The organism is Mesorhizobium sp. M0830 (assembly GCF_040319965.1).
Lineage (GTDB): Bacteria > Pseudomonadota > Alphaproteobacteria > Rhizobiales > Rhizobiaceae > Mesorhizobium.
In genome coordinates this window covers 20,961-29,286 of record NZ_JAMYOR010000075.1, presented here as the reverse complement: position 1 = coordinate 29,286, position 8,326 = coordinate 20,961, and the positions used below count along the sequence as shown (strand labels likewise).

Genomic DNA, 8,326 nt, shown 5'->3' with positions numbered 1-8,326 from the left:
CCTCCGGGCCCACCATTGGCTTTCGATGCCATTGATTTAATTGGGTTTTTTGTACTTTTTTGTCCCACTCTCTTCCACCCCCTCCAAAAGTGGGACATTTTCGTTCTCGTTTCGATCGAATACCAGAAGCGTCCGGGCAGACTGCGCCACTATCCGGCGGCGTGCCTTGCGGATGTAATGATCAGGCTGCTGATACGTCGTCCAGCCGTAAATCGCCTTCAGCTGTTCATGTGTGGCTCCGTTTTCTGCCGCAACGGTGGCGCCTGCCTTGCGGACTCCGTGGGCGCTGCAGCCCGGGAGCCCCGCTTCGTCGCACCATTGGCGCATCTTGTTACCAAGGCCGTTTTCCGAGAAAGGCCGACCATACTCGGTGACGAGGAATGTCAGGTTGCCGGCCGGGGCGAAGGAAAGCTCATCCTCGAGTTCTGGGAGCAGAGGCAGTTCGACGACAATCGCTTCCTTGCGCACCTTGCTCTTGTCGGTCTTGCCAGGCTTGATCCTGATCCACTTCTCCCAAGTCCCGGTATCCTTGTTGCGAACCTGGGTAATGTGTTGTCTGCCAAAGATTGCTGCATCGGACAGTCGCAAACCCGTGAACATGAAAATCGCCAGCGCCATACGAGCCATAGTGCCACGCGCATGCCGTTTCTCATACTGGACGATCTCCGACACTTCCCAGGTGTGGAAACCTTCGCCATTGCCCGAAGTCAGGCGCTTTATTCCGTTTGCCGGATTGACCTCGACCATCTCGGCATCCTTGGCCCAAGCGAACATTGCGCTAATGGCTTTTGTAATATTGTTGGCTGCTCCCGGAGCGTCTGACCGGGTATCACGGAGCTCCTTGACGTGAGCCCGCTTCATGGCCGCGAATGGTAATGAACCCTTCGTCGAGAAGTCCGGATTGACTGGCCCGCTCAGCGGGTGAGGCAGTTTGCAAACGCCTTCGAGTATTGTTCGTCGTCGAAGCATCGTGTCTTCGCCGACCTCTGCGCCACCGCGCCGGAAATACTCCTGGCAAAGCCACATCAGACTGCCGCGAGGGGCCACCGGCCTCACTACCGGCCTGACCACATTCTGAGCCGAAGCATAGGGGACGCCATCGCGCGCGCAGCGCACCTCTTCATGGAACTCGGCTGAACCTGGCTTTTCTCGCAGACGGATCTTTTTTCTACCCGGTGCGCGGAAGTACAGCCGGATATTGCCGTGCCGATCTCTGTCTTCGACAACGCCTTTCAGATTGAATTTCACCATGGTGCTCGCCACGTCCATCATCTGCGATCCCAAGGATTATCGCTGGAGGACACGCCGTCAAGTTTGCTGTTGCGGTGTGGTAGCCGCCGGAATGCCTCTGCCAGTTCCTCCACGTCCCAGACATAGCGCTCTTTGCTGGGCATCCGCGGTTGTGGCATACGGCCATCCGCGACCATCTGGTCGAACGTCGTTGGACTGACGCCGATAGCTACCGCTGCCTGTTCTCGATTAATGCCGAACAGCAGGAGCCCGCCAAGTGAGCGTTTCATTGCTTTTCTCGCTGCACATCGCCTCGCGGGCTGAGTTCCGCGACAGTGGAGCATTCACTAAGAAGCAATCACGCTACCCTTTCCTTGCAATGCCTGGAATGGATCTGTCCGGCCAATGCGGCAAACGGCGGTAGCGGCGTGAAAATAGGATAGCGGACCGCGGCCGCGGGGGTTCGAGTCGGGAGACCGCTACATCGCAAGACCCACTATTGAAGGGGCGCTCTTTTGCTATCGTCGGCAAGCGTGACAGGGAATCGGGATCGAGCGTCACGGCGCTCGTCGAGGCTGGCATCCAGCTATATATCAATTGCCCTAAACCATTAAATATTGAGTCATTTTATTCGTCCACATCACTGAATATCGACCGATCCTGAGAAGGGCTGAAACGAATCTGCTGGGGTGCAGGCGGTACTGGTGTACTCGGTGAACGATCAGACATCTCTCTCCACCTCCAATCATCTTCGTCACGCTCCCTCTCTTCTTCTTCCTTCTTGCGAACGAGAGCGTCAACATTGGAGGATATCAATTTTGTCATCTCGTTGATTTCAGGAAAACCTTCGATTTCGTCAGAATAAAAATTCGCAAGGTAATTGAGGGTGACTTCGATGTCCTCGAAGTTTTCCTGCGGAGTTAGCTCGGAATCGGGATTGTCGCCCGTGTTCTCGATCTTGGTCATCAAGGCCGGAATAACTTCAGCCTTTATACGCTTGCTGAGCTTGACCAGAGCTAGTGGGCTGAGCAGCGCCAGGATATCTTCTCGGTCGAGGAAGGAAGCATCGCTTTCATAGATGAGATCCCTTTCAATCCGTCCACCCATCTCAATCCCCAGTTCTGCCGGAAGAATGCCGAAGGAGGCCGCGCGAGAATAGACGTTTATCTTCGGGTCATATGCAATCTCCCGACTCGCCCAGGCTATTCGCGAGAGTATTGCAGGATCTTTTTGCAGGACTTGGCAGAATACGTCGTCCGACGCTCTCTCCCACAAAAAATGGAAAAGAAGACGATTTATTCGGCTGCCGTCGTCCGGCGTCTCGACAAGGCGGTCCACCAATAGCGCATTCAAAGATCTGGGTATGATGACCGCATCTGGAATGCGCTCGACGCCGTCGCAAAGTACGTCCGATAATATGGTCTCCACGCCAACGCCACGAATGAACAACTCTCGCATTCCCTCAGCGTCTCGGAGAATCGCGGCCAGGGCATCGGACAAGGTTGGATGTTTGAAATTCCAATCGCGCCTTGTGCCATCCGCTACTTCAACAAGAAACGACTCCCTTAGTTCGTTAAGAGAGTCTGCGAGCGTTTCCCGAGACACGTCGTAGAAGCGGACCACAATTTCCTGGATTTCTGGAAGTGGACCGCTCACTGGCATTCTGCCCCGGTGCAAGAACACTAGCGCCAACGCCGATCTGTGTGCCTTTGACAATTCACCAACCGTTTGAAGCAGAAAGGCCCGGTTCTCGCGTACAAATTTCAACAGAGAATCGAGAGATGCCGTTACATTTGCGGTGTATGCCCGGTCGCCTAATTGGCGCGCTATCTCTGGCGTGAATGTGGCCTCCTTTGACAGAACATCAAGGAATTTCTTTACCGTCAATTTCCACTGCTTTGACTGATTTCCGCATTTCACGTGATTGTACAATATTTGCCTACGCTCAAGCTCACTGAGGCGACCGACTTCAACTATCGCCGTGCTGTCACGAAAAAAAGGATGGTTTCGGGTACCCAATTTCGGCTTGGCGGCTTCATAGATATGGCGACGTGATGTGAGAACGAAAGAATTTCCAGCAGCGGTAGCGGCCTGCAATTTCGGCATGATCGCAATCCAGTGATCGACGAAGTCCTCCCTTAGCTGGTTGGGGCCAAATGCGTCGTCAATCCAATAGAACCCACCGCCTTCTTCTGGATTCCAATTGTCCAGCAACTGTTTGGGTCCTTCGGCTTTGTAGCAGACATGGTTTGGGCTGTCTGCCGCGATCGTCGATAGAACTGCAGCGATCGTCGATTTGCCTGTTGCGGGATTACCTACAAGCATAACGATCTTATGCTTAGAGAGCACGCGAACCGCTCTTACATGCGGCTCAGTGGGGACGTAGGCCCGTAATGACGATGCCATATGTCCCAGAAGAGATTTCGTCTGTGCCGCACGACGCTCATCGAGGATCATCGAGAGATCACCCAGGCCGTATATTCGGGGGACTAGAGCCCTCAGCCGGGCGTTACCCCGAATGATGCGTACGAGATACTCCTTCCCAAACACATGGGGATGGATGACACCCAGAGCTCTTAAGCGGTCTTTGATCGCGATCGCCGTGGGGCCTGAAACGGACATGCTGGTCATCAACAGATAACGATCAACCTGACCTTGCTCTCTAAGGGTAGTGATATGCTCGACCTCCTCAGCGAGGTCTGCCACTTTCAGATGCCGGCTCCCATTGGAGCTGAATTTGCACTGCACAGTGGTGGTCGGAGAGCTGCTGTCGGCTCCTGCCAGCCTCGATACAAAGACTGCGTCCTGGCCGCCGTCTTGAGCTTCGCGATACACCTCAACCGGAACGTTCATCACGTCCTCGCAGACATGAGCACACAAGTCCTGGAATGCTTTCCAACCTAGGGTATGCAACGCCAAATCCGTCCAAGCACCTTGGGCGGTTCGCTGATTTGATGAAGGGGCTGGCGAAAGAGTATGTGCAGCGTCCAAGCTAATCTCTCTTTCGTACAATTCGTTGAACTATTACGGTACCTTAGCTGGAATTGGACGAATTGTATAATGTTCTCATTGACATCGCGCTCGACGATCCGATCTGTGCGGGGCGATCATGCGACGCAGTTCGAAGGGGCGCCAGAGGCCGCAGGATTCCAATGGCACGAACGCCCTTGGTCGAAAGGGGGTAGGACAGGGAATTCTCCCGGCGCGGCATTCAAAGGCAGGACGTTGATCTGCGCCGTGTCGGGGAAGCAGGGTCGCTCCTCTGATCCGCGGATGCACCGGCCGAACTGTGCACCGGTTCAATGATGCTCGATGCATCGAATTGAACCGCCTCTGGCCTGGGGGATACAACGGGGGCGCGCAGCGGGGCCCCTTGGCAAGCGTGCTGTATGACAGCACACAGCTTGTGGTACGGCTTTTTATTTTCCCTATTCTTTTGACGCTAACAACCAGGCAACAAGCTCGTGATGTTGTTGAATATCTGTGCGATATCCACCATCCTGTCGGTGAGGGGAATTTGAATGTACATATCACGGATCGTCGTTAGGAATTTTCGGAATTTTTCGGCCCTTGATGCGGCGCTTTCAGGAAATGTCGTCGTAGTCGGCGAAAACCGCGTCGGCAAAAGCAATCTTCTGTACGCTCTTCGGCTCATATTCGATCCGACACTGCCGGATTCTTCGCGACAATTGAGTCTGTCGGACTTTTGGGATGGTCTTGGCGACCCGTCTGAAGACGATAAGATTGTCATATCCGTTGAGATCAAGGAGTTCGAAGACGATCTCGATATTCTAGCGATCCTTACAGAGTATCGGCTTGATGACGACCCTGACACGGTTCGTCTGACCTACGAGTTTCGGCCCCGAGCGGATTTGGTGGGCGATCCCGGCAGCGACAGCGATTACGATTTCATATGCTTTGGGGGACAAAGCGAGACGAAGAGGTTTGGCCATGATGTGAGGCGTCGCATCACCATGGACTTGCTTCCCGCGCTTCGCGATGCGGAAGGCGACTTGGCAACTTGGCGACGCTCGCCTTTGAAGCCGCTGATCGAAAATGCTTTCAAGGATATTGATACAGCAGAGCTGCAAGACGTCAGCGACGCTATCGATGCCGCCACGGAAAAGATCATCGAGTTTGATGAGGTCGCAGCGCTCGAAGTGAATATCGGGACGCTTTTCGCGGAAATGAGCGGGCCGAAACAGGATATCAAACCCCGTCTTGGGTTCAATCCATCGGATGCCAGGCGTCTCTATCGAAACATAAAACTTTTAATTGACGATGGCACACGTGGGATTAGCGATGCCAGCCTTGGCTCTGCCAATATGGTCTTCCTCAGTCTCAAGGCGCTTGAGCTGAGGCATCTGATAGCGGAGAACAAACGCGATCATACATTGTTGGCGATCGAAGAGCCCGAGGCGCACCTCCACCCACATTTACAGCGGTCCGTATACCGAAATTTGTTCGAACAGGTCGAGGATGACGAGGGCAGCCAACTTTCCATGATTCTGACCACGCACTCGCCGCACATCGCGAGTGTCGCTCCGCTACGGTCGATTTTGCTGTTAAAGGCGACCGCCACCCAGGGAACAATAGGACGCTCTACGGCGTCAGTTCAATTGACAGATGCCGACATCGACGATCTGCAACGCTATCTCGATGTAACGCGTGCAGAAATGCTTTTCGCGCGTGGGGTGATTTTGGTGGAAGGAGATGCCGAGAAATTTCTCGTGCCGGAATTCGCTAGTGAAATGGACCGGTCGCTAGATAGGCTCGGCATCACCGTCTGTTCCGTCGCTGGAACCAATTTTCTTCCATACGCGAAGATCTTAGGAGCGTTAGCCATTCCATTTTCGGTGATTACCGATTGGGACCCTCAGAAAGACAGTGACCCACTCGGGATAAATCGAGCGATTAAATTGGTTGGGCAGGTTGAAAAGAGTCGGACCGGTACTCAACCGACGGCGCTTATCGCCGAACTCGAGGCGATAGAGGATTATGATGATTTCGGCACTAGGTGTGAGGCGTTCGGAATTTTTCTGAACAACGACACGCTCGAGATAGATCTTTTTTCTGGCGATCTCATTTCGCCAATCTTGGAGACATTGCGAGAAGGCAGATTCGGTCCAGCAAGGGTCGCTCTTATAAACGCTTGGATGGCGAATCCGAAAACAATGGACCCTGTTTCATATCTGTCGATGATTGAAGATATCGGGAAGGGGAGGTTCGCTCAGCGCCTGGCAACACGAATAGAGGACATTGAGGTCCCGAAATACATTCGTGACGCAATCGCATTTGTGGTCAGCCGTGTCTGAGTCAACTCTCTATCTCAAAGCAGCTCAAGAGCTGCGCAACAATCCTGGCCAGTGGGAAGCATACAATTCGGCCGGCCACTGCGTCGTGTTGGCTGGACCGGGAAGCGGCAAAACGAAGACGCTCACGACCAAGCTGGCGCGGATGTTGGCAGAGGACATCGAAGAGCCACGGGGGCTTGCTTGCCTTACGTACAACAACGAGTGCGCTCGGGAGCTCGAAACCCGCCTTGAAAACCTAGGCGTCGAACCTGGACGCCGCGTTTTTATCGGGACCGTCCATTCGTTTTCCCTGACGCAAATTCTGATGCCGTACGCAAAAACAGCAGACTTGGGCCTGCCGGAAGATTTTTCGGTGGCAACTCGCCAGCAGCAAAGCACGGCGCTAGGGATCGCGTTTCGGAAAACAATCGGCGGTTCGGGTGATCCCAACAATTGGCGCATGCAAATGGATCACTATCGCAGATCCATCCTCAATCGCGATGCTCCCGAATGGCGTGGCCGCAATGCGCAAATGGCCGGCTTGATAGAGGCATACGAGGCGGCTCTGCGTGCCCGCGACTTAATAGATTTTGATGACATGCCGCTCATGGCAGTGAGAGCGCTCCGCGAGCATGAATGGATTCAGCGTGCCCTTCTCGCGAAATACCCGGTCTTGGCGGTGGATGAGTACCAAGACCTTGGTCGGGCATTGCATCGAATGGTCTTGGGTTTGTGCTTTAGCACCGGCATGAGGTTGTTCGCCGTCGGGGATATTGATCAATCGATATATGGTTTTACCGGAGCCTATCCTGAACTTCTGAAGCAATTGTCTGAGAGAGATGATGTCGAAACCATTTCGCTACGGCTGAACTATCGATGCGGGTCGCGTATTGTCGCAGCATCGGCCTATGCGCTGGGAGAAGATCGAGACTACGAAGCTGCAGAAGGTGCAGCCGAGGGAACGATTTTTTTCCATCCTCGACCTGGAGTATATGCCGAGCACGCCGAGTATTTTTTCGCAACATTGCTGCCGGCCATTTTAGAACGGCAACACGGGCTTCGTTTGGGGCAAATTGCCATTCTCTACCCAGCTGCTTGGATCGGTGACGCCGTAGCCGAGGCTGCGGCCGCCTATGGTTTCGGTGTTCTTCGTTCGGACACCAACGCGCTCTATCCCAGATCAAGTCGATTGATGCGGTGGGTGGAATTGTGCGCGATATGGTGTTGCAGTGGCTGGCAGAGCGGAATCCCTCGCCTGTCAAAGCTGCATGCTGAGGGGTGCCGCATCTTTTCGGAGGTCATCACTTCTGTGGAGAAGCAGCTCTCATTCAAGCGCTCTCTAATTGATTTCCTTTGGAATTCTCGCGATGGCAGCGAAAGTCTTTATGTTTGGCTCTCACGCCTTCGAGCTGATGTGTTGCAAGTATTGCTCGGAGGGTGTCGAACTCTCGGCGACGATGCTCTGGTCTTGGACACTTTCCTCGGAAGAATTGGGCCGGGCGGCAACATAGACGATATGAGCCTCGCACTTTTTTCTGGGTTCGGCGAGGGCAACGATCGGATCGTATTGTCGACGCTCCATAGTGCGAAGGGGCGCGAATTTGCTGTGGTAGTGCTGTTTGGAATGGACGAGGGGAGATTGCCCCGTGCAAATTCATCCGCCAGGGAGGTTCTTGAGAGCCGCCGCTTGTTTTACGTCGGTTTCACACGAGCGGAGAGTGAGCTGCATTTGGTCTATTCCTCGGGTCGACCTTCGCCGTTTATTCGAGAGGTTCAAGACCGGATTGAATAAAGCACTACAG

Annotated in this window: 5 protein-coding genes; 2 read left to right on the top strand and 3 right to left on the bottom strand. The window is 54.0% G+C overall.

Annotated features, from left to right (window positions below):
• Window positions 1-36 precede the first annotated feature (36 nt).
• The 3 genes from NKI20_RS29585 to NKI20_RS29575 all read right to left on the bottom strand — a co-directional run bounded on the left by NKI20_RS29585 (window position 37) and on the right by NKI20_RS29575 (window position 4,083).
• The gene (locus NKI20_RS29585) at window positions 37-1,272 is read right to left on the bottom strand and encodes a tyrosine-type recombinase/integrase (protein ID WP_352837188.1); all 1,236 of its coding nucleotides are present in this window, start codon (window positions 1,270-1,272) and stop codon (window positions 37-39) included.
• Window positions 1,269-1,520 (bottom strand): helix-turn-helix transcriptional regulator, encoded by a 252-nt coding sequence (locus NKI20_RS29580; protein ID WP_031202594.1) that lies wholly within the window; start codon window positions 1,518-1,520, stop codon window positions 1,269-1,271. Before NKI20_RS29580 ends, NKI20_RS29585 begins: the two co-directional genes overlap by 4 nt.
• 337 nt (window positions 1,521-1,857) lie before the next feature.
• Entirely contained in the window at window positions 1,858-4,083 is a 2,226-nt protein-coding gene (locus NKI20_RS29575) for an nSTAND3 domain-containing NTPase (protein ID WP_352837184.1), read from the bottom strand.
• A gap of 668 nt (window positions 4,084-4,751) precedes the next feature.
• Between NKI20_RS29575 and NKI20_RS29570 the strand changes: the two genes are divergently transcribed.
• Together NKI20_RS29570 and NKI20_RS29565 are read left to right on the top strand one after the other, a co-directional pair.
• Entirely contained in the window at window positions 4,752-6,545 is a 1,794-nt protein-coding gene (locus NKI20_RS29570; protein WP_352837181.1) for an ATP-dependent nuclease, read from the top strand.
• Window positions 6,511-8,316, top strand: coding sequence for an ATP-dependent helicase (locus tag NKI20_RS29565; protein WP_352837178.1), 1,806 nt, complete (start codon window positions 6,511-6,513; stop codon window positions 8,314-8,316). Before NKI20_RS29570 ends, NKI20_RS29565 begins: the two co-directional genes overlap by 35 nt.
• Window positions 8,317-8,326: the final 10 nt, after the last annotated feature.

Coding starts and splice junctions, on each gene's coding strand:
- NKI20_RS29580 (WP_031202594.1), bottom strand. CDS start 1,520: ATGAAACGCTCACTTGGCGGGCTCCTGCTGTTCGGCATTAATCGAGAA.
- NKI20_RS29575 (WP_352837184.1), bottom strand. CDS start 4,083: ATGAACGTTCCGGTTGAGGTGTATCGCGAAGCTCAAGACGGCGGCCAG.
- NKI20_RS29570 (WP_352837181.1), top strand. CDS start 4,752: ATGTACATATCACGGATCGTCGTTAGGAATTTTCGGAATTTTTCGGCC.
- NKI20_RS29585 (WP_352837188.1), bottom strand. CDS start 1,272: ATGATGGACGTGGCGAGCACCATGGTGAAATTCAATCTGAAAGGCGTT.